Annotated in this window: 19 protein-coding genes; 16 read left to right on the plus strand and 3 right to left on the minus strand. The window is 72.5% G+C overall.

The window, feature by feature from the left end:
- Nucleotides 1-66: 66 nt before the first annotated feature.
- The 3 genes from ABZS77_RS28195 to ABZS77_RS28205 are packed head-to-tail and all read right to left on the minus strand — an operon-like array spanning nucleotide 67 to nucleotide 2,518.
- Complete coding sequence (locus ABZS77_RS28195; RefSeq protein ID WP_354829072.1) at nucleotides 67-810, minus strand: amino acid ABC transporter ATP-binding protein; 744 nt, start codon at nucleotides 808-810, stop codon at nucleotides 67-69.
- Between the two features lie 2 nt (nucleotides 811-812).
- Nucleotides 813-1,658, minus strand: a complete 846-nt coding sequence (locus tag ABZS77_RS28200; protein WP_354828985.1) for an amino acid ABC transporter permease — start codon at nucleotides 1,656-1,658, stop codon at nucleotides 813-815.
- Nucleotides 1,655-2,518 carry a transporter substrate-binding domain-containing protein gene (locus tag ABZS77_RS28205; protein WP_354828988.1) on the minus strand — a complete coding sequence of 288 codons (864 nt, stop codon included), beginning with the start codon at nucleotides 2,516-2,518 and terminating at the stop codon, nucleotides 1,655-1,657. Before ABZS77_RS28205 ends, ABZS77_RS28200 begins: the two co-directional genes overlap by 4 nt.
- A gap of 133 nt (nucleotides 2,519-2,651) precedes the next feature.
- Between ABZS77_RS28205 and ABZS77_RS28210 the strand changes: the two genes are divergently transcribed.
- The 16 genes from ABZS77_RS28210 to ABZS77_RS28285 all read left to right on the plus strand — a co-directional run bounded on the left by ABZS77_RS28210 (nucleotide 2,652) and on the right by ABZS77_RS28285 (nucleotide 18,558).
- Nucleotides 2,652-2,915, plus strand: a complete 264-nt coding sequence (locus ABZS77_RS28210) for a phosphoribosyl-ATP diphosphatase (RefSeq protein ID WP_030335709.1) — start codon at nucleotides 2,652-2,654, stop codon at nucleotides 2,913-2,915.
- A 47-nt stretch (nucleotides 2,916-2,962) separates the two neighbouring features.
- Entirely contained in the window at nucleotides 2,963-3,808 is an 846-nt protein-coding gene (hisG, locus tag ABZS77_RS28215) for an ATP phosphoribosyltransferase (protein ID WP_354828991.1), read from the plus strand.
- Nucleotides 3,809-4,217: 409 nt separating this feature from the next.
- Complete coding sequence (locus ABZS77_RS28220; RefSeq protein ID WP_354828994.1) at nucleotides 4,218-4,691, plus strand: PH domain-containing protein; 474 nt, start codon at nucleotides 4,218-4,220, stop codon at nucleotides 4,689-4,691.
- A gap of 651 nt (nucleotides 4,692-5,342) precedes the next feature.
- Nucleotides 5,343-5,990: a translation initiation factor IF-3 gene (infC, locus tag ABZS77_RS28225; protein ID WP_354828997.1), complete on the plus strand. Its 648-nt coding sequence runs from the start codon at nucleotides 5,343-5,345 to the stop codon at nucleotides 5,988-5,990.
- Nucleotides 5,991-6,009: 19 nt separating this feature from the next.
- Complete coding sequence (gene rpmI, locus ABZS77_RS28230; protein ID WP_007458415.1) at nucleotides 6,010-6,204, plus strand: 50S ribosomal protein L35; 195 nt, start codon at nucleotides 6,010-6,012, stop codon at nucleotides 6,202-6,204.
- 32 nt (nucleotides 6,205-6,236) lie between these two features.
- Entirely contained in the window at nucleotides 6,237-6,629 is a 393-nt protein-coding gene (gene rplT / locus ABZS77_RS28235; protein ID WP_007458417.1) for a 50S ribosomal protein L20, read from the plus strand.
- A gap of 29 nt (nucleotides 6,630-6,658) precedes the next feature.
- Nucleotides 6,659-7,510 carry an RNA methyltransferase gene (locus ABZS77_RS28240; RefSeq protein ID WP_354828999.1) on the plus strand — a complete coding sequence of 284 codons (852 nt, stop codon included), beginning with the start codon at nucleotides 6,659-6,661 and terminating at the stop codon, nucleotides 7,508-7,510.
- A gap of 214 nt (nucleotides 7,511-7,724) precedes the next feature.
- Nucleotides 7,725-8,792 carry a phenylalanine--tRNA ligase subunit alpha gene (gene pheS, locus ABZS77_RS28245; protein ID WP_354829002.1) on the plus strand — a complete coding sequence of 356 codons (1,068 nt, stop codon included), beginning with the start codon at nucleotides 7,725-7,727 and terminating at the stop codon, nucleotides 8,790-8,792.
- Between the two features lie 41 nt (nucleotides 8,793-8,833).
- The gene (gene pheT, locus ABZS77_RS28250; protein ID WP_354829004.1) at nucleotides 8,834-11,380 is read left to right on the plus strand and encodes a phenylalanine--tRNA ligase subunit beta; all 2,547 of its coding nucleotides are present in this window, start codon (nucleotides 8,834-8,836) and stop codon (nucleotides 11,378-11,380) included.
- A 153-nt stretch (nucleotides 11,381-11,533) separates the two neighbouring features.
- Nucleotides 11,534-12,535 carry an N-acetyl-gamma-glutamyl-phosphate reductase gene (gene argC / locus ABZS77_RS28255; RefSeq protein WP_354829007.1) on the plus strand — a complete coding sequence of 334 codons (1,002 nt, stop codon included), beginning with the start codon at nucleotides 11,534-11,536 and terminating at the stop codon, nucleotides 12,533-12,535.
- Nucleotides 12,536-12,590: 55 nt separating this feature from the next.
- Nucleotides 12,591-13,763 carry a bifunctional glutamate N-acetyltransferase/amino-acid acetyltransferase ArgJ gene (gene argJ / locus ABZS77_RS28260; protein WP_354829010.1) on the plus strand — a complete coding sequence of 391 codons (1,173 nt, stop codon included), beginning with the start codon at nucleotides 12,591-12,593 and terminating at the stop codon, nucleotides 13,761-13,763.
- The gene (gene argB, locus ABZS77_RS28265) at nucleotides 13,760-14,647 is read left to right on the plus strand and encodes an acetylglutamate kinase (RefSeq protein WP_354829013.1); all 888 of its coding nucleotides are present in this window, start codon (nucleotides 13,760-13,762) and stop codon (nucleotides 14,645-14,647) included. Before argJ ends, argB begins: the two co-directional genes overlap by 4 nt.
- Nucleotides 14,644-15,906 (plus strand): acetylornithine transaminase, encoded by a 1,263-nt coding sequence (locus ABZS77_RS28270; protein WP_354829016.1) that lies wholly within the window; start codon nucleotides 14,644-14,646, stop codon nucleotides 15,904-15,906. Before argB ends, ABZS77_RS28270 begins: the two co-directional genes overlap by 4 nt.
- Nucleotides 15,903-16,838: an ornithine carbamoyltransferase gene (argF, locus tag ABZS77_RS28275; RefSeq protein ID WP_354829019.1), complete on the plus strand. Its 936-nt coding sequence runs from the start codon at nucleotides 15,903-15,905 to the stop codon at nucleotides 16,836-16,838. The genes ABZS77_RS28270 and argF overlap by 4 nt, the downstream gene beginning before the upstream one ends.
- On the plus strand, nucleotides 16,835-17,350 hold the full coding sequence (locus ABZS77_RS28280; RefSeq protein WP_354829021.1) for an arginine repressor: 516 nt from the start codon (nucleotides 16,835-16,837) through the stop codon (nucleotides 17,348-17,350). The genes argF and ABZS77_RS28280 overlap by 4 nt, the downstream gene beginning before the upstream one ends.
- Nucleotides 17,347-18,558 (plus strand): argininosuccinate synthase, encoded by a 1,212-nt coding sequence (locus tag ABZS77_RS28285; protein WP_354829023.1) that lies wholly within the window; start codon nucleotides 17,347-17,349, stop codon nucleotides 18,556-18,558. The genes ABZS77_RS28280 and ABZS77_RS28285 overlap by 4 nt, the downstream gene beginning before the upstream one ends.
- Nucleotides 18,559-18,563: the final 5 nt, after the last annotated feature.

Genomic DNA, 18,563 nt, shown 5'->3' on the forward strand with positions numbered 1-18,563 from the left:
CAGCCGGCTGGCGTTCGTCGGCTGGCGTTGGTGTCGGCTGGCGTTTCGTGGTGTCTGGCCGGCCCCTTACAGCCGGCCGGCCTCGATGATCCGGCGCAGGAACTGCCGGGTCCGGGGGTGCGTCGGCTCGCCGAGCACCTGCTCGGGCGGGCCGCTCTCGACGACCCGTCCCGCGTCGAGGAAGCAGACCTCGTCCGCGACCTCCCGCGCGAAACCCATCTCGTGGGTGGCCAGCACCATGGTCATCCCGTCGGCCTTCAGGTCCCGGATCATCGCCAGCACCTCACCGACGAGTTCCGGGTCCAGCGCCGAGGTGACCTCGTCCAGCAGCATCAGCCGGGGCGAGTTGGCCAACGCCCGTACGATCGCCACCCGTTGCTGCTGACCGCCGGAGAGCCGGTCCGGGTACGCGTCCGCCCTGGCGCCCAGCCCCACCCGGTCCAGGAGTTCCCGGGCCTGCGCCTCGGCCTCGGCGCGGGCCCGCCGGTGCACCCGACGCGGGGCGAGGGTGATGTTCTCCAGCACGCTCAGATGCGGGAACAGGTTGTACGCCTGGAACACCATGCCGATCCGCCGGCGTACCCGGTCCGGGTCCACCCGGGGGTCGGAGATGTCCTCGCCGTCCAGCTCGATGGTGCCGTCGTCGAGGTCGTCGAGGAGGTTCACGCAGCGCAGCAGGGTGGACTTGCCCGACCCGGAGGCGCCGATCAGCGCGACCACCTGATGCTCGGCGACCGTCAGGTCGAGCCGGTCCAGCACGACGGTACCGGCGTACTCCTTGCGCAGTCCCCGGCAGCGCAGCAGAGCCATCATCAGCCTCCCGACTGGCGGCGGGCCGAGCGCAGCGTCACCCAGTCGGTGACGGCGATCAGCGGGATCGCGAGCAGCACGAAGAGCACCCCCGCGACGACGTACGGCGTGTAGTTGAACGACTGGGCCGTGGCGATCTGGGCGGCCCGGACCGCGTCGATCGGCCCGGCCAGCGACACCAGGCCGACGTCCTTCTGCAACGCCACCACGTCGTTGAGCAGCGGCGGTGCCACCCGGCGGACGGCCTGCGGCAGGACGACGTGCCGCATCGTCTGCCGGTACGTCAGGCCCAGCGAGCGGGCCGCGGCGAGCTGGCTGGGGTGCACCGACTCGATGCCGGCCCGGAACACCTCGGCGAGGTAGCCGCCGTAGGTGAGCACCAGCGCGAGCCCGCCGAGCACCAGCACCGGCGGCATGCCCTGCAACCGCAGCCCCGGCACGCCGAGGGTGAGCAGGTACAGCACGATGATCAGGGGCAGGCCACGGAAGGTGTACGTGTAGCCGGCGGCCAACGCCCGGACCGGGAAGAAGATCGGCCCGCGCAGCGTGCGTAGCACCGCGATCACCAGGCCGAGCAGCAGCGCGCCGGCCGCACAACACACCAGCAGCCGTACGTTGAGCCACAGCCCGCTCAGCACCGCCGGCAGTGCGTCCCGGGCGATCTCCAGATCCAGGAAGGACCGCCGCACCCGCTCCCAGCCCGGCGCCCCGGTCACCGCGACGACCAGCAGCGTGCCGAGCGCCGCCGTCGAGGACGCCGCCACCAGCACGCTGTACACGGTCTGCCGCCGCCGGTACGCCGAGCGCCGCAGCTGCGCCTCGGAGGGGAGGTGATCCAGCGACGTCACCTGAGCTCGGCCGCCCCCGCCACCTGCGCCAGCCACTTCTGCTCCAACTGCCTCAGCGTGCCCGCCTCGCTGAGCTGCCCGACCGCGCCGCTCACACAGGACGTCAGCGGTGAGTTCCTGTCCAGCAGCAGCCCGAACGCCTCAGGCACGCCGACCTGCGGCACCTGCCCGACGACCGTCGCGTCGGTGATCTCCGCGCCGGTGATGTAGAACGCGGTCGGCAGGTCCACCACCAGACCGTCGATCTGCCCGTTCTGCAAGGCCTTCTTGGCGTCGTCGTTGCTGTTGTAGACCTGCGGCTTCGCGGTCGGCTTGATCACCTCGGTGATCGCCTGGTAGCTGGTCGTCCCCACCTGGGCGCCGAGCCGGGCGTCACGCAGATCGGCCAACGACGTCCGGCCGGCGATCTTCGACGACTTCAGCGCGATGACGGTCTGCCGCACCAGGTAGTACGGCGCGGAGAAGTCCACCGCCTGCTTGCGCTCCTCGGTGATGGAGAACTGGTTGATGTCGAAGTCGAAGGACTTCGGCCCGGGCGCGATCGCGGCGTCGAACTTGACGCGGGTCCACGTCACGTCGGCGCGGGCGTAGCCCAACTTCTCGGCCACCGCGTACGCGACGGCGGCCTCGAAGCCCTCGCCGCTGTCCGGCTTGTCCTGCCGGAACCACGGCTCGTAGGCAGGCTGGTCCGTGGCGATGGTGAGCTTGCCCGGCGTACGCGTGGGCAGACTCTCCTTCGCGCAGGACGACGACGCGGTGACATTCGGAGTCGGTGTCTCCTTCTGCGGCGCGCACCCGGCGGTGGCGGCGACGACGGCACCGGCGAGGGTGAGCGCGAAAAGACGCGAGCTGCTGGCCATGGCGGACAGCGTAGAGCTCCACGGGCGTCGATCGAAGATTTTCCCACCATACTGATAGGGAATTGCCCGTCTGCTGGATCCCGACGGACCCGGGGGAGGGGTGCCGCCCGGGCGGCTGGAAGAATCCTTTCCCGTGAAGACGTTCGAGGAGTTGTTCGCCGAGTTGCAGGCCAAGGCCGCAGCGGGCACCCCCGGCTCGGGCACCGTCGCCGCCCTGGACAAGGGGGTGCACTTCATCGGCAAGAAGGTCGTCGAGGAAGCGGCCGAGTCGTGGATGGCCGCCGAGCACGAGGGGCCCGAGCGCACCGCCGAGGAGATCTCCCAGCTGCTCTACCAGGTCCAGGTGCTGATGCTCGCCAGCGGTCTCGAGCTCAAGGACGTCTACCGACATCTGTGAGTGCCCCCACCCGTTGATCGCCATCCGGATCGAAGGAGCACTCCGTCATGCTGCGTGTCGCCATCCCCAACAAGGGCACCCTGGCCGAACCGGCCGCCCAGATGCTGCGCGAGGCGGGCTACCGCCAGCGCACCGACCCCAAGGACCTCGTCTGCCGCGACGAGGCCAACGACGTCGAATTCTTCTACCTGCGTCCCAAGGACATCGCCACCTACGTCGGCTCCGGTGACCTCGACCTCGGCATCACCGGCCGGGACCTGCTGATCGACTCCGCCGCACCCGCAGAGGAGGTCGTCGACCTCACGTTCGGCCAGGCCACCTTCCGCTTCGCCGCCCGCCCCGACGACATCGCCTCCGTACAGGACCTCGGCGGCCACCGGATCGCCACCGCGTACCCCGGGCTGGTCGAGCGGCACCTCGGCGACCTCGGCGTCAAGGCCGAGGTGATCCGCCTCGACGGCGCGGTGGAGAACGCCGTACGCCTCGGCGTCGCCGACGTGGTCGCCGACGTGGTCGAGACCGGTGCCACCCTGCGCCAGGCCGGCCTGGTGGTCTTCGGGGAGCCGCTGCTGCGCTCCTCGGCCGTCCTGGTCCGCCGGGCCGGCGCGCCCGCCCACCAGCAGGCCGAGCAGTTGCTGCGCCGCCTGCACGGCGTACTGGTGGCCCGCCGCTACGTGATGCTCGCCTACGACGTACCGGCCGGCCTCATGGACCGGGCCAGCGCCCTTACCCCCGGCATCGAATCGCCCACCGTGTCGCCCCTGCACCGCGAGGGCTGGGTGGCCGTGCAGGCGATGGTGCTCCGCGACGACGTGCACCGGATCATGGACGAGCTGTACGACCTGGGCGCCCGCGCCATCCTGGTCACCAACATCCACGCCTGCCGCCTGTGACCACGCCCCGCTGACCGACCCACCGACGTGGGCCAGTCCCGACGTCGGCGGGCCTGAAGTGGGTCCCGCGCGGCCAGGATCACGTCCGACCGCCAAGATCGTGCTCGAACAGGGATCGAGTGGCCTCGGTGGTGCCGGAGGCCACTCGATCCTGGATCGAGCACGATCTTGCGGGCGGCGGGCGGCGGGCGGCGGGCGGCGGGCGGCGGGCGGCGGGCGGGCGGTGGGCACGTCCGGCGGCGTACCCGTATTGGCGCGACCCGCCCGTCCGGCGTTGACGTGGAGTGCTGGGCGGTGTGGCGCTGGGCTGGCCGGCGGGGGTGCGGCAGCGCACGGTGGCGCGGCGTGCTGAGTGGCGGCTCGGCGGGTGGTGCGTTCGCTGAGCGGGAGCGGATGGCAGACTGGTGGGGTGAGTGAAACCGAGCTGGTCCGCCTGAAGCCCCGCCGCATCCGGGTGGTCTGCTGGTCGGCGGCGGTCGCGCTGGTGGTGGTGTTCGCTCTTGTCGCCACCTCGCTGAGCGGGCCGACCGGTGACGGTTACGGCAGTTTCCAACGCGGTGACCAGATCGCCATGAGCGGCCTTGGGATCTTCGGCGCGTTGGGCTTCCTGTTGTTCACCCGTCCGCGAGTGGAGGCAGACGCTCGCGGCATCCGGGTGCGCAACATCATCAGCTCATACGAGCTGCCCTGGGAGGTCGTCCGGGGGATCCGCTTCGACCGGGGCGCGCCGTGGGCCAGCCTGGAACTGCACGACGACGACCTGTTGCCGATGGTCGCTCTGCAGGCCGCTGACAAGGAGCTGGCCGTCGACGGCGTCCGCGCCCTGCGCCGGCTGCACGAGGCGCACCTGGCCCGCCTCGCCGAGCGCGCCGCCGGCCGCTGACCGCGCCCGCCCGCGCCGCCCCGCTGGCCGCTGACCGCGCCCGCCCCCGCCGGCTGACCGCCCCGCCGGCCACTGACCGCGCCCGCCTCGGCGAGCGCCCCGCCGGCCGCCCGCCTCGCCAAACGCCCCGCGGCCGCGCCGCCGGCCGCCCGCCCCGCCCGCCGCTGACCGCGCCGCTGGCCGCCCGCCTCGCCGACCGCCCACCGCACCACGATCTCAGGCCGACCTCCCGGCAAGCTGCTGCTACGGCACCGCCGAAGGCAGCACCTTCCGGGGAACCCCACCGACCGGGGACGGCAAGTGGAGGGGGAGCAGGGAGGCCGCGCGCATCAGGGTGGTGTGTGAGGCCGGCCCGGGCCGGGGTGGTAGTGTTGTGAGGTCGACCAGGCTGTCTCCGCGTGCGAGCAGGCAGCCACGAAAGCGGAGCGCCTGCTCCCACCCGAGTCGCCGCCACGGTGGCCGGGTCCGGTCCCCGGTTCCGGGTACGTCCCGGTGCCGGATGCGCGATCCTGTGATCGTGCTGACCGGTCGAGCGGGCCCTGGCATGCGCCGGGGCCTTCTGCTTTCCAGGATGACCCCCACCCGGGGGCCGCAGGGGTCGGCAACTGAGCAGAAACGACTCGAGGAGGCCCCATCAGCGTCGAACCACGCGTGAACGATCAGATCCGGGCACGTGAGGTCCGCCTGGTCGGCCCCGAGGGTGAGCAGGTGGGCATCGTCCCGCTGGAGCGCGCCCTTCAGCTGGCCGCGGACGTCGATCTGGACCTGGTCGAGGTTGCGCCGATGGCGCGCCCGCCGGTGTGCAAGCTCATGGACTTCGGCAAGTTCAAGTATGAGAGCGCACTGAAGGCGCGCGAAGCGCGGCGTAACCAGCAGCAGACCGTCATCAAGGAAATGAAGCTTCGGCCGAAGATCGACCCGCACGACTACGAGACCAAGAAGGGTCACGTGGTGCGGTTCCTCAAGGCGGGCGACAAGGTCAAGGTGACGATCATGTTCCGTGGTCGCGAGCAGAGCCGCCCGGAGCTGGGTTACCGGCTCCTGCGTCGGCTCGAGTCCGAGATCACGGACCTGGGATACGTCGAGGCCGCTCCGAAGCAGGACGGTCGAAACATGATCATGGTTCTCGCTCCGCATCGGGCCGTCAAGGCCTCCGCGGTCGCCGCTACGGCGTCCCGCGGTGCACCTCGGGACCGGGGGGCGGACGAGTCCGCGCCGGCCGCCGATGAGACCGCGGCGGGCGGCGAGACCGCAGCAGCCGTCGACGGTGGCACCGCCACCGACACCAGCGGCGAGTAACAGGGGAGAGACGTTCCACATGCCGAAGATGAAGAGCCACACGGGTATGGGTAAGCGGGTCAAGGTGACCGGCAAGGGCAAGATCGTTGCCCAGCAGGCCGGCCTCCGCCACAACCTGGAGAAGAAGCCCTCCACCCAGACCCGCCGGCTGACCGGCACGGTCGTGCTGGCCAAGGCCGACGTCAAGCGCATCAAGAAGCTGCTCGGCCGCTGACGCGCGCCACCTTTACGTAATAAGGAGTTGAGATGGCACGCGTCAAGCGGGCTGTGAACGCCCAGAAGAAGCGTCGTACCCTGCTGGAGACCGCGAGCGGTTACCGCGGTCAGCGCTCCCGGCTGTACCGCAAGGCCAAGGAGCAGGTGCTGCACTCGATGCAGTACGCCTACCGGGACCGTCGCGACCGCAAGGGCGACTTCCGGCAGCTGTGGATCCAGCGGATCAACGCGGGCGCCCGTGCGAACGGGATGACCTACAACCGCCTGATCCAGGGCCTGCGTCTGGCCGGCATCGAGGTCGACCGCAAGATCCTGGCCGACATGGCTGTCAACGACGCCGCCTCGTTCGCGGCGATCGTCGAGCTGGCCCGGGCCGCGGTCACGGCCGAGGGCACCGGCGGCGCGGCGGCTCAGGCCGCCTGATCCCCACGCACCAGAGCGAGGCGTCTCCCGTGTCGGCACCACCGTCCGGGGGGCGCCTCGATCGTGCCGGAGGAGCGCACACCATGGCCTTCACCCCGCGTACCCCGAGGGTTGTCGCCGCCCGCCGGCTGCAACGCCGCCGGGACCGCGACGCCACCGGCCGGTTCCTGGCCGAGGGCCCGCAGGCGGTCCGCGAGGCCCTGGCGCGGCCGGGGGTGGTCACCGAGTTGTTCGGTACGCCCACCGCGCTGGACCGGTATCCGGAGCTGGCCGCCACGGCTGCCCGCGCCGACGTGCCCGTCTCCGAGGTGACCGACGACGCCCTCGCCGCGCTGGCCGAGACCGTCGCCCCGCAGGGGCTGGTCGCCGTCTGCCGGCACCTCGACGTGTCGTTGGAGCAGGCCCTCGCGGGTGCGCCCCGGCTGGTGGCGGTGCTCGCCGAGATCCGCGACCCGGGTAACGCCGGCACGGTGCTGCGCACCGCCGACGCGGCCGGGGCGGGTGCGGTGGTCTTCGCCGGCGACGCCGTCGACCCGTACAACGGCAAGTGTGTCCGCGCGTCCGCCGGCAGCCTCTTCCACGTCGACGTGGTCCGCGCGCCCGACCCGGTCGCGGTGGTCGGCGCGCTGCGCGCCGCCGGGCTGTCGATCTTCGCGACGACGGGGTACGGCGACAGCGACCTGGACGACCTCACCGACTACGGACGGCTCGTCGGGCCCACCGCCTGGCTGTTCGGTTCGGAGGCGCACGGCCTGCCCGAGGAGTTGACAGCCGCCGCCGACGCCCGGGTGCGGGTGCCTCTGTACGGGCGCGCGGAGAGCCTCAACCTGGCTGCCGCAGCGGCGGTGTGCCTGTACGCTTCAGCGAGAGCACAGCGCTGAGGCATGCCCGGCGCGACTGACAGCAGGGGAGAGCGTCCGTCCATGAACGCGCCACGGCGTTCGTTTAGCCAGCCCGCCGGTGTCGGCGGGCGGCGGGCCTGACCTGCTCCCTGCACGACTCCTACCGGCGGGCTGCGGCACAGCCGCGCGTCCGTAGACTCGCTTAGCCGCCCCGGTGAGGGCTGGCGCCGCCGTGAGGGAGTGCCCGTACGCCATGAGCTACCGCAACGATCCGTACGACCCGAAGCAGGTCGCCCTGCTCGACCCCGCCGCCCTGGCCGAGGCCGTCGCGGACGCCACGAAGGCGTTCGAGGCCGCCGCCGACCCGGACGCGTTGACCGCGCTGCGCTCGGTGCACCTGGGGGACCGGTCACCGGTCTCCCTCGCGCGCCGGGAGATCGGCGCGTTGCCGCCGGCCGCGAAGTCCGACGCCGGAAAGCGGGTCAACGAGGCCCGCCGGGCGATCGAGTCCGCGTACGCCGAGCGCGCCGAGGTGGTGGAGCGCGAGCAGGCCGAGCGGGTGCTGGTGGAGGAGCGGGTGGACGTCACCCTGCCGTACGCCAGGCGTCCGCGCGGTGCCCGGCATCCACTGAGCACCCTGATGGAGTCGATCAGCGACCTGTTCGTCGGGATGGGCTACGAGGTGGCCGAGGGGCCCGAGGTCGACCTGGAGTGGGTCAACTTCGACGCGTTGAACATCCCCGCCGACCATCCGGCGCGCGGTCTGATGGACACCTTCCACATCGCGCCGGAGGGTTCCGGTCTGGTGCTGCGGACGCACACGTCGACCGTGCAGACCCGCACCATGCTCAGCCGTAAGCCGCCGATCTACGTGATCGTGCCCGGCCGCGTCTACCGCACCGACGAGATCGACGCCACGCACAGCCCGGTGTTCCACCAGGCTGAGGGTCTCGTCGTGGACAAGGGCATCACGATGGCGCACCTGCGGGGCACGCTCGATCACTTCGCCCGGGCGATGTTCGGCCCGGAGGCGAAGACCCGGTGGCGGCCGCACTACTTCCCGTTCACCGAGCCGTCGGCGGAGTTCGACGTCTGGTTCCCGGAGCACCGCGACGGTCCGCAGTGGGTCGAGTGGGGTGGCTGCGGAATGGTCAACCCGCGGGTGCTGCGCGCCTGCGGCGTCGACCCGGAGGTCTACTCCGGATTCGCCTTCGGCATGGGCATCGACCGGACCCTGATGGTCCGGCACGGGGTCAGCGACATCCGCCACCTCTTCGAGGGTGACGTGCGGTTCAGCCGGGCGCTCGGGACCGGGGCGTAGGGCGATGCGGGTACGAGACACGGGAACGGTGGTCTGAAGTCATGCGAGTTTCTGTCAGTTGGCTGCGGGAGTACGTCGACCTCCCCGCCGACCTGCCCACCGGCGACCTGGAGCAGGCCCTGGTCGACCTCGGCATCGAGGTCGAGTCCGTGGTGGACCTGGCCGGGTCGGTCACCGGTCAGCTCGTCGTCGGCGAGGTCCGCGAGATCGAGGAGCTGACCGGCTTCAAGAAGCCGATCCGGTTCTGCCGGGTGGATGTGGGCGCCGCCAACGGCACCGGCGAGCCGCAGGAGATCGTGTGCGGGGCGCGCAACTTCGCGGTCGGTGACCGGGTGGTGGTGATCCTGCCCGGTGGTGTGCTGCCCGGCGGGTTCGCCATCGGCGCCCGCAAGACGTACGGGCACAACTCGGCGGGCATGATCTGCTCGGCGAAGGAGCTGGGCCTGGGCGACGACCACTCCGGCATCATCGTCCTGCCGTCGGACGTGGCGGCCAAGCCGGGCGACGACGCGCGGCCCGTCGTGGGCCTCGACGACGTCGTGCTCGAGCTGGAGATCACCCCGGACCGGGGGTACGCGCTGAGCCTGCGCGGCCTGGCCCGGGAGCTGTCGCACGCGTTCGACGTGCCGCTGCGCGACCCGGCCCTGGCACCGGCCCCGCGCGGCACCGAGACGCCCGCGTACCCGGTGGAGGTCCGTGACCCGGTCGGCTGCGACAGGTTCACGGCCCGCCTGGTCCGCGGCGTCGACCCGACCGCGCCCACCCCGGCGTGGATGGCCAAGCGGCTCGTCACCGCGGGCATCCGCAGCATCTCGCTGCCGGTGGACATCACCAACTACGTGATGCTGGAGCTGGGCCAGCCGATGCACGCGTTCGACGCCGACCGGATCGTCGGGCCGCTCGTGGTCCGCCGCGCCGAGGCGGGGGAGAAGCTGACCACCCTCGACGGGGTCAACCGGGTGCTCACCGCCGACGACATGGTCATCTGTGACGACACCGGCCCGATCTCCCTCGCGGCGGTGATGGGTGGTGAGACCAGCGAGGTCGTCGCCGACACCACCACCGTGCTCTTCGAGGCGGCGCACTGGGACCCGGCGATGGTCGGGCGGACCGCCCGCCGGCACAAGCTGTTCAGCGAGGCCGCGAAGCGCTGGGAGCGGGGCGTCGACCCGGCCGTCGCGCTTGTCGCGCTGGAACGGGCCGTCGGGCTGCTCACCGAGCACGGCGGCGGCACCCCGGGCGCCGAGATCCTGGACATCGACCACGTCCGCCCGCGTACCCCGATCACCCTGCCGGCGGACCTGCCCAGCCGGCGGGTCGGTGTCGAGTACCCGCCCGCGCGGGTCGTGGCCCTGCTGGAGCGGGTCGGCTGCACCGTCGCGCAGGGCGCGGACCGGTTGTCCGAGGACCCGGGCGCGGTCGGCGTGGCCAGCGGCGCGGGGGTGGCGCTGAGCGTCACCCCGCCGAGCTGGCGACCCGACCTGACCGACCCGGCCGACCTGGTCGAGGAGGTCGTGCGCCTCGACGGGTACGACCGGGTGCCGTCGGTGCTGCCGACCGCGCCCCCCGGTCGCGGCCTGACCCCCCGGCAGCGTCGCCGCCGGGCCGTCGCCGGGTCGCTCGCCGAGCGGGGGTACGTCGAGGTGCTCGCGCACCCGTTCGTGTCGCCGGAGCTGGCCGACCAGCTCGGTCTGCCGGCCGACGACAGCCGCCGACCCGCGGTGCGCCTGGCCAACCCGCTGTCCGAGGAGGAGCCGCTGCTGCGCACCACGCTGCTCGGCCCGCTGCTCGGCATCCTCAAGCGCAACCTCGGCCGGGGTCACCGTGACCTCGCCCTCTACGAGATCGGCGCGGTCTTCCACCCGCGCCCCGGTGCCGGCAGTCCGCCCGCCATGGGCGTGGACCGGCGTCCCACCGACGCGGAGTTCGCCGCCGCCGACGCGGTGGTGCCGGCGCAGCCGGTGCACGTCGCGGTGGTCCTCGCCGGCGACCTGGACCCGGCCGGCTGGTGGGGTGCGGGTCGACCGGCCGGCTGGGCCGATGCCATCGAGGCGGCCCGGGACGTGCTGGCCGCCGCCGGGATCCCCGACGAGCGGGTCGAGGTGCGTGCCGCCGAGTACGCGCCGTGGCACCCCGGCCGCTGCGCGGAACTGCGGGTCGACGACACGGTCGTCGGGCACGCCGGTGAGCTGCACCCCACGGTGGTGGCGGCGCTGGAACTGCCCCGGCGCACCTGCGCCATGGAGCTGGACCTCGACGCGCTGCCGCCGACCCCGGTGACGCCCGCCCCGACGGTGTCCGGCTTCCCGCCCGCCCTGATCGACGTGGCCCTGGTGGTGGACGACTCGGTGCCGGCCGAGCAGGTACGCCGGGCGCTGGAGGCGGGCGCCGGTGAGCTGCTGGAGGACGTGCGGCTGTTCGACGTGTACTCCGGCGCGCAGCTGGGCGACGGTCGCCGGTCGCTGGCGTACAAGCTGACCTTCCGGGCGCCGGACCGGACACTGACCGTCGAGGAGGCCGTGGCGGCCCGGGACGCGGCGGTGGCCGTCGCGGCGGAACGCGTCGGAGCGACCCTGCGCGGCGCCTGACCTGATCTGTCCCGCGTCGGGATTCGCCCGACGCGGGACCGGCCCGGCGCGATCCGAATCACGCCTCTCCATTTACATGCAGACTACTGTATTAACTTGCAACCAAATGATCGTCGCTGCTAATGTCCTCTGCATAGTCATGCGGAGGTGAGTATGGGGATCCGAGTCGCGGTTGCCGGTGCGAGCGGCTACGCCGGGGGTGAGCTGCTGCGCCTGGTTGCCGGGCATCCGGAGTTCAACCTGGTCGCCGCCACCGCGCACAGCCAGGCCGGGCACCGCGTCGACGTGGTGCACCCGCAGCTCACCGGCCTGGATCTGGTGTTCGGGGAGACCGACCCATCGACCCTCGCCGACGCCGACCTGGTCTTCCTGGCTCTGCCGCACGGCGAGTCGGCGGCCCTCGCGGCGCAGCTTCCGGCCCAGGTACGCGTCGTCGACCTGGGTGCCGACCACCGCCTCGCCGATCCGTACGCCTGGGCGCAGTACTACGGCGGGACCCACGCCGGGCAGTGGACCTATGGTCTGCCCGAGCTGCCCGGCCAGCGGGAGCTGATCGCCGGCTCCACCCGGGTGGCGAACACCGGTTGCTACGCCGCGGCGATCACCCTGGCGCTGGCGCCGCTGATCGCCGACGGCGCGGCCGACCCGGCCGACGTGGTGGTGGTCGCCGCCTCCGGCACCTCCGGCGCCGGGCGGGCGGCGAAGCCGCACCTGCTGGCCAGCGAGGTGATGGGTGACCTGTCGCCGTACCGGGTCGGCACCCACCAGCACGTACCGGAGATCAAGCAGGCGTCCGGGGCGACTGGCCTGTCGTTCACCCCGGTCCTGGCGCCGATGCCGCGCGGCATCCTGGCCACGGTGACCGCGACGCCGGCGCGTGGCGTCGATCCTCAGGAAGTGCTGGCGCAGGCGTACGCCGACGCGCCGTTCGTGCACGTGTTGGCGGAGGGCCGTTGGCCGCACACGGCTGCCACGTTGGGTTCGAACTCGTGTCACCTCCAGGCGACCGTCGACGTCGACTCGGGTCGGCTGATCGTGCTCAGTGCCCTGGACAACCTGGGCAAGGGCGCGGCCGGTCAGGCCGTGCAGAACGCCAATCTCATGCTCGGCCTGCCGGAGACGACGGGCCTGTCCATCTGGGGAGTCAGCCCGTGAGCGCGAGGAGTGCAGCGCAGCGGAGCCCCGCAGTCGCGAACGATAGGGAAATACCGTGAGCGTCACCACCCCTCGGGGGTTCCGGGCGGCCGGGGTGGCCGCCGGGTTGAAGGCCAGCGGTGGCGCGGACGTCGCGCTCGTGGTCAACGACGGCCCGGACGCCGGTGTCGCCGGTGTCTTCACCACGAACCGGGTCCGGGCCGCGCCGGTGCTGTGGAGCCAGCAGGTCGTGCAGGGTGGCGTGGTGCGCGCGGTGGTGCTCAACTCCGGTGGCGCCAACGCCTGCACCGGCCCGGCCGGCTTCCAGGACACGCACGCCACCGCCGAACACGCCGCCGCCGCGCTGACCTCGGTCAGTCCGCGGCTGATCCTCGGCGCCGGTGAGGTGGCGGTCTGCTCCACCGGTCTGATCGGTGAGCGGCTGCCGATGCCGAAGCTGCTGCCCGGGGTCCGCGCGGCGATCCGGGCGCTGTCCCGCGACGGCGGCCAGGCGGCCGCCGAGGCCATCATGACCACCGACACCCGGCCGAAGACCACTGTGGCCCGGGGCAGCGGGTGGACGGTCGGCGGGATGGCCAAGGGCTCCGGCATGCTCGCGCCGGGGATGGCCACCATGCTCTGCGTGCTCACCACCGACGCGGTGGCGGGGCCGGCCACGCTGGACGAGGCGCTGCGCGCCGCCACCCGGGTCACCTTCGACCGGGTCGACTCGGACGGCTGCATGTCGACGAACGACACCGTGCTGCTGCTGTCCAGTGGCGCGAGTGGCATCGAGCCGACGCCGGCCGAGTTGGCCGCCGCGGTCACCGCGGCCTGCCACGACCTGGCCCAGCAGCTCATCGCCGACGCGGAGGGCGCCACCAAGCAGGTCGCCATCGATGTGGTGGGCGCGGCGAGCGAGGACGACGCGGTCGAGGTGGGTCGGTCGGTGGCCCGCAGCAACCTGGTCAAGACCGCGCTGTTCGGCAACGACCCGAACTGGGGCCGGATCCTCGCCTCGGTCGGCACCACGGCCGCCGCCTTCGAGCCGGACGAGGTGGACGTGGCGGTCAACGGCGTGTGGCTGTGCCGGGGCGGTGCCGCCGCCGAGGACCGTTCGAAGGCCGACCTGACCGGGCGGGACGTGACCATCCGCATCGACCTGCACGCCGGAACGTCCGCCGCGACGATCTGGACCAACGACCTGTCCCACGCGTACGTGCACGAGAACTCGGCGTACTCGACATGAGCCTCAGCGGTGATCTCACCCGCGCGCAGATCAAGGCGGAGACGCTGATCGAGGCCCTGCCCTGGCTGGCGCGGTTCTCCGGCTCGACCGTGGTGGTGAAGTACGGCGGCAACGCCATGACCGACCCGGCGTTGCAGCGGGCGTTCGCCGCCGACATGGTCTTCCTGCGCTACGCGGGCCTGAAGCCGGTCGTGGTGCACGGCGGCGGTCCGCAGATCTCGGCCATGCTGGGCCGGCTCGGGATCGCCAGCGAGTTCCGGGGCGGTCTGCGGGTGACCACGGCGGAGGCGATGGACGTGGTCCGGATGGTGCTGGTCGGGCAGGTGGGCCGGGAGCTGGTCGGGCTGATCAACTCGCATGGTCCGTTCGCCGTCGGCCTCTCCGGCGAGGACGCCCGCCTGTTCACCGCTGTGCGCCGGCCGGCGTACGTGGACGGGCAACCCGTGGACGTCGGCCAGGTCGGCGACGTCGAGTCGGTCGACGTGTCGGCGGTGACCGACCTGATCGACGCCGGCCGGATCCCGGTGATCTCCACGGTCGCGCCGGACGTCGACGGGGTGTTGCACAACCTCAACGCGGACACCGCGGCCGCCGCTCTGGCGATCGCGTTGCGGGCCCGCAAACTCGTCGTGCTCACCGACGTGCCCGGTCTGTACGCCGACTGGCCGGACACCACCAGCCTGGTCTCCGAGATCACCGCGGACGACCTGGCGAAGCTGCTGCCCAGCCTCGAGTCGGGGATGGTGCCCAAGATGGAGGCCTGCCTACGGGCGGTGCGCGGGGGAGTGCCCGCCGCGCACGTCGTCGACGGTCGGGTGGCGCACTCCACATTGCTCGAGGTGTTCACTTCGGAAGGGTTCGGAACGATGGTGATCGGGTCATGAGCGCCCTGACGCAGCGCTGGGGTCAGTCCATGATGGACAACTACGGCACGCCACCGCTGGCGCTGGTGTCCGGTTCCGGCGCCGTCGTGGTCGACGACGCCGGCCGGGAATACCTGGATCTGGTGGGCGGCATCGCCGTGAACTCCCTCGGCCACGCCCACCCGGCCGTGGTGGCCGCCGTGTCGAAGCAGGTCGCCACGCTCGGGCACGTCTCCAACCTCTACATCGCCGAGCCGCCGGTCGCCCTGGCCGAGCTGCTGCTGGCCCTCGCCGGCCGGCCCGGCCGGGTCTTCTTCGCCAACTCCGGCGCGGAGGCGAACGAGGCGGCGTTCAAGCTGTCCCGGCGTACCGGGCGCAGCCACGTCGTCGCCACCGTGGGCGGCTTCCACGGCCGCACGATGGGCGCCCTCGCGCTGACCGGCCAGCCCGCCAAGGCCGACCCGTTCCGGCCGTTGCCGGGCGAGGTGACCCACGTCGCGTACGGCGACGTCGCCGCGCTGGAGGCGGCCGTCACCGACGCGACCGCCATGGTCATCCTGGAGCCGATCCAGGGCGAGAACGGTGTGGTCGTCCCGCCTGCGGGTTACCTCGCCGAGGCGCGGCGGATCACCGCCCGGCACGGCGCGCTGCTGGTGCTCGACGAGGTGCAGACCGGCATCGGCCGGACCGGGCACTGGTTCGCGCACCAGGCCGAGGGCGTGGAGCCGGACGTGGTCACGCTGGCCAAGGGCCTGGGCGGTGGGCTGCCGATCGGCGCCACGCTCGCCTTCGGCCGGGCCGCCGACCTGCTCACCCCCGGCTCGCACGGCACCACCTTCGGCGGCAACCCGGTCAGCTGCGCCGCGGCGCTCGCCGTGGTGGCGACCATCGCCCACGAAGGGCTGCTCGACCACGTCAAGCGCGTCGGCGAGCGGCTGCGCCGGGGCGTCGAGGCACTGGGACACCCACTGATCGGCGGCGTACGCGGTGCCGGGCTGCTGCTCGGCGTGACGCTCACCGCGCCGGTGGCGACGGTTCTGGCCGAGGCGCTGCGCGCGGCCGGCTTCCTGGTCAACCCGGTGCAGCCGGGTGTGCTCCGGCTCGCCCCGCCGTTGATCCTCACCGTCGCCCAGGTGGACGCCTTCCTCGCCGCGCTCCCCGCCGCACTGGACGCGACGGCCCCGGCCGCCGCCGGCACGAGCGCCCACCCGACCCCGGCTAAGGCCGGCACGGCACCCGCACACTCCACGCAGCCGACCACGACGGGGACGATCGCATGATCCGGCACTTCCTGCGCGACGACGACCTCTCGCCCGCCGAGCAGTCGAGCGTGCTCGACCTGGCGGCGCGGATGAAGGCCGACCGGTTCGGCCACCAGCCGCTGGCCGGGCCCCGCTCGGTGGCGGTGCTGTTCGACAAGCAGAGCCTGCGCACCCGGATCTCGTTCGACGCCGGGATCGCCGAGCTGGGCGGTCACCCGCTGGTCGTGGACACCCAGGTCACCCACTTCGGCCGGGGGGAGACCCTCGCGGACGCCGGACGGGTGCTGTCCCGCTACGTGGCGGCGATCGTGCTGCGTACGCACGGCGACGACCGGATCGCCGAGGTGGCGCAGGGTGCGAGCGTGCCGGTGGTCAACGCGCTCACCGACGGCTTCCACCCCTGTCAGCTGCTGGCCGACCTGCTCACCGTCCGGGAGCGGTGCGGCGGTACGGCCGGCCGCACCCTGACGTACGTCGGTGACGGCGCGAACAACATGGCGCAGTCGTACCTGCTGGCCGGGGCGACCGCCGGGATGCACGTCCGGGTCGCCGGGCCGGCCGGGTTCGCACCGGGCCAGGCCGTGGTGGAGCGGGCGGCCCGGATCGCCGCCGACACCGGCGGATCGGTACGGGTGCTCACCGACCCGGTCCAGGCGGTCCGCGACGCCGACGTGCTCGCCACCGACACGTGGACGTCGATGGGGCAGGAGGCCGACGGTCTGGACCGCGTCACGCCGTTCCTGCCGTACCAGGTCAACAAGGAGCTGCTCGGTCAGGCCGCGCCGGACGCGATCGTGCTGCACTGCCTGCCCGCGCACCGGGGTGAGGAGATCACCGACGAGGTGCTCGACGGGCCGCAGAGCGCGGTCTTCGACCAGGCGGAGAACCGGCTGCACGCACAGAAGGCGCTGCTGACGTTCCTGCTCTCCGTCACCGGGACGACGCGATGACCGCCCCGTGGACCCGCGCCGCCCGGCACGCCCGGATCGTGGAGCTGATCCGGGACCGGTCCGTAAGGTCGCAGACCGAGCTGGCCGACCTGCTCGCCGCCGACGGCGTCGGTGTCACCCAGGCCACCCTCTCGCGGGACCTGGAGGAGTTGGGCGCGGTCAAGGTACGCGGCGGCGACGGCCCGGCCGTCTACCTCATCCCCGAGGACGGCCACCGGCCGCTGCGCGACGCCGAGGCCGCACCGGCCCGTCTGGTGCGGCTGCTGCGCGAACTGCTCAACGGCGTCGACTCCAGCGGCAACATCGCCGTACTGCGTACCCCGCCGGGCGCAGCCCAGTACCTGGCCAGCGCGTTGGACCGGGCGGGACTACCCGAGGTGGTCGGCACCATCGCCGGCGACGACACCATCCTCGTGGTGGCCCGCGAGTCCGTCGGCGGTGCCGCGCTCGGCGACAAGCTCGCCGGCTGGGCACGCCGGGACGACAATCTCGAAGGGAACAGCACACCATGACCGAGCGGGTCGTCCTGGCGTACTCCGGGGGGTTGGACACCTCCGTGGCCATTCCCTACCTGGCCGAGCAGACCGGCGCCGAGGTGATCGCGGTGGCGGTCGACGTCGGTCAGGGCGGCGAGGACCTCGACGCGATCCGGCAGCGCGCCCTGGACTGCGGCGCCGCCGAGTCCGAGGTCGTCGACGCGCGCGACGAGTTCGCCGCCGACTACTGCCTACCGGCGATCCGGGCCAACGCCCTCTACATGGACCGCTATCCGCTGGTGTCGGCGCTGTCCCGGCCGCTGATCGTCAAGCACCTGGTGGCTGCGGCGCGCACGCACGGCGGCACGATCGTGTCGCACGGCTGCACCGGCAAGGGCAACGACCAGGTCCGGTTCGAGGTGGGCCTGAACGCCCTCGCCCCCGACCTGAAGATCATCGCGCCGGCCCGGGACTTCGCCTGGACGCGGGACAAGGCGATCGCCTTCGCCGAGGAGAAGGGCCTGCCGATCGACGTGTCGGCGAAGTCCCCGTACTCCATCGACCAGAACCTGTGGGGTCGCGCGGTGGAGACGGGCTTCCTGGAGGACATCTGGAACGCCCCGATCGAGGACCTGTACTCGTACACCGCCGACCCGGGGCAGGAACGCGACGCCGACGAGGTCGTGATCACCTTCGACGGCGGCGTGCCGGTGGCGATCGACGGCGAGACCGTCACCCCGTACCAGGCGATCCTGGAGCTGAACCGGCGCGCGGGCGCGCAGGGCGTCGGCCGGCTCGACATGGTCGAGGACCGCCTCGTCGGCATCAAGAGCCGCGAGGTGTACGAGGCGCCCGGCGCGATCGCGCTGATCACCGCCCACCAGGAGCTGGAGGCGGTGACCGTGGAGCGCGACCTGGCCCGGTTCAAGCGCGGCGTGGACCAGCGCTGGGGTGAGCTGGTGTACGACGGCCTGTGGTTCTCACCGCTGAAGGAGTCGCTCGACGCGTTCATCGACGACGCGCAGCGGCACGTCAGCGGTGAGGTACGGATAACCCTGCACGGCGGACGCGCCACCGTCACCGGTCGGCGCTCCGAGGCGAGCCTGTACGACTTCGGCATGGCCACCTACGACACCGGCGACACCTTCGACCAGTCCCTGGCGAAGGGCTTCGTGCGACTGTGGGGCCTGCCGAGTGGGATGGCCGCCGCACGGGACGCCCGGCTGGGCGGGGGCGGACGGTGACCCCC

The sequence above is a fragment of the Micromonospora sp. NPDC005298 genome, assembly GCF_040607375.1.
Classification (GTDB): domain Bacteria; phylum Actinomycetota; class Actinomycetes; order Mycobacteriales; family Micromonosporaceae; genus Micromonospora.

Excerpts from the sequence above, each read along its gene's own strand:
- ABZS77_RS28195 (WP_354829072.1), bottom strand. The coding sequence starts at position 810 with ATGGCTCTGCTGCGCTGCCGGGGACTGCGCAAGGAGTACGCCGGTACC.
- rpmI (WP_007458415.1), top strand. The coding sequence starts at position 6,010 with ATGCCGAAGATGAAGAGCCACACGGGTATGGGTAAGCGGGTCAAGGTG.
- rplT (WP_007458417.1), top strand. The coding sequence starts at position 6,237 with ATGGCACGCGTCAAGCGGGCTGTGAACGCCCAGAAGAAGCGTCGTACC.
- ABZS77_RS28280 (WP_354829021.1), top strand. The coding sequence starts at position 16,835 with ATGACCGCCCCGTGGACCCGCGCCGCCCGGCACGCCCGGATCGTGGAG.
- argF (WP_354829019.1), top strand. The coding sequence starts at position 15,903 with ATGATCCGGCACTTCCTGCGCGACGACGACCTCTCGCCCGCCGAGCAG.
- pheS (WP_354829002.1), top strand. The coding sequence starts at position 7,725 with ATGAGCTACCGCAACGATCCGTACGACCCGAAGCAGGTCGCCCTGCTC.
- argC (WP_354829007.1), top strand. The coding sequence starts at position 11,534 with ATGGGGATCCGAGTCGCGGTTGCCGGTGCGAGCGGCTACGCCGGGGGT.
- ABZS77_RS28205 (WP_354828988.1), bottom strand. The coding sequence starts at position 2,518 with ATGGCCAGCAGCTCGCGTCTTTTCGCGCTCACCCTCGCCGGTGCCGTC.
- argB (WP_354829013.1), top strand. The coding sequence starts at position 13,760 with ATGAGCCTCAGCGGTGATCTCACCCGCGCGCAGATCAAGGCGGAGACG.
- ABZS77_RS28270 (WP_354829016.1), top strand. The coding sequence starts at position 14,644 with ATGAGCGCCCTGACGCAGCGCTGGGGTCAGTCCATGATGGACAACTAC.
- hisG (WP_354828991.1), top strand. The coding sequence starts at position 2,963 with ATGCTGCGTGTCGCCATCCCCAACAAGGGCACCCTGGCCGAACCGGCC.
- pheT (WP_354829004.1), top strand. The coding sequence starts at position 8,834 with ATGCGAGTTTCTGTCAGTTGGCTGCGGGAGTACGTCGACCTCCCCGCC.
- ABZS77_RS28285 (WP_354829023.1), top strand. The coding sequence starts at position 17,347 with ATGACCGAGCGGGTCGTCCTGGCGTACTCCGGGGGGTTGGACACCTCC.